Source organism: Mesorhizobium sp. WSM4820 (assembly GCF_055811075.1).
Genome location: NZ_JBVVQN010000062.1, coordinates 1 through 1,370, shown reverse-complemented (window position 1 = coordinate 1,370; position 1,370 = coordinate 1). Strand labels below are relative to the sequence as shown.

Genomic DNA, 1,370 nt, shown 5'->3' with positions numbered 1-1,370 from the left:
GAGAAATTTTCGGTCGCCGTGTCGCGGGAAGACGCTTCGCGCCGCCACGCAGTCCACTATCGGAGCCTGCTCGAATGTGCCGCGCCGCATGAGCAGGACGCCGGCTGGGTGGACGGCTTCGCCCGCGACGTCGGCAATCTCAGGGCTGCGCTCGACTGGTGCTTCTCGCCGGGCGGCGACGCGGTGGCTGGCGTTGCAATGACAGTCGCGGCAATTCCGCTGTGGTACCATCTTTCGCTGGTCGACGAATGCCTGTTGCGGGTAAGGCAAGCGCTGGATTGGCTCGAACGACAGCCCGACGCCGATCAGCAAAGCCTGATGCGGCTTCATGCGGCCCTTGGCTTTCCGCACATGCGCGCGATTTCAGGACGGCCCGGGGGCGCGCAAGCCTGGACGCGCTCATTCGAGATCGCCCAGAAGGTCGATGATGTCGACTTCCAGCTGCGCGCGCTTTGGGCGCTGTGGGTCGATCGGACAAACGGCGGCGAACCTCGAGCGGCGCTCGAAATGGCCGAGGCGTTCTGCGCGCTGTCTGAGCGTTCGGCAGACGTCTCGGACCAGTTGATCGGCGAGAGGATGAAGGCAAGGGCACTGCATCTGCTGGGCGATCAGCCAGCCGCGGAAAGCCATGTTCGGCGCATGCTGGATGCCTATCGCCCGCCGTCGAACGGATCGCATCTGGCGCGATTTCAATACGATCAACGCATCACCGCCCGCATTACTCTGGCGCGTCTGCTGTGGCTGCGCGGCAAAACAGAAGCGGCCCTGCGTGAGATCGACGATATTGTCAGCGCCGCTCTTGCCGCGGGCCACAATCTCACATTGTGCCACGCCCTGTCGGACGCCGCCTGTCCGGTGTCGCTGATGGCCGGTGACCTCGCACGCGCCGAGCGCTATACGGACATGCTGCATTGGCGCACGCACGACCACTCGCTCGACGTTTGGCATGCCTATGCCGAATGTTTCGAGGGCGATATCCTCATTCGAACCGGAGACGCCGCAACGGGCGTCACACTCGTCGGCGAAGCTCTCGACCGGCTGGATCGTGCGGGATTCTATCTTTATCACACTGTCTTCCAATCGATACTCGCCTCCGGGCTGGCGAGGATTGGCCAGGAGCTGGAAGCCGTGGCGCTGCTCGACGACGCTCTGGCGCGCTGCAGGTCGAGTGGCGAGGCTTGGTACTGCCCGGAACTGCTGCACCAGAAAGGCAAGATACTTGCCGAACAGGCCTCGCGCCCGACTGAGGCCCGGCTGCTCCTCCAGCGCGCGATCGAAATGGCGCGAGATCAAGGCGCGTTGGCCCTGGAGGCGCGTTCGGTGGCCAGTCTGGTAACGCTAAACAAGCTGGTTAGCGCCGTTTAGCAACG

1 pseudogene is annotated in these 1,370 nt (G+C 64.0%); it reads left to right on the top strand.

Annotated elements, in window-relative coordinates:
- Positions 1-1,365: pseudogene (locus AC0L2R_RS33695) on the top strand (transcriptional regulator); the annotation flags it as partial.
- Between the last annotated feature and the right edge of the window lie 5 nt (positions 1,366-1,370).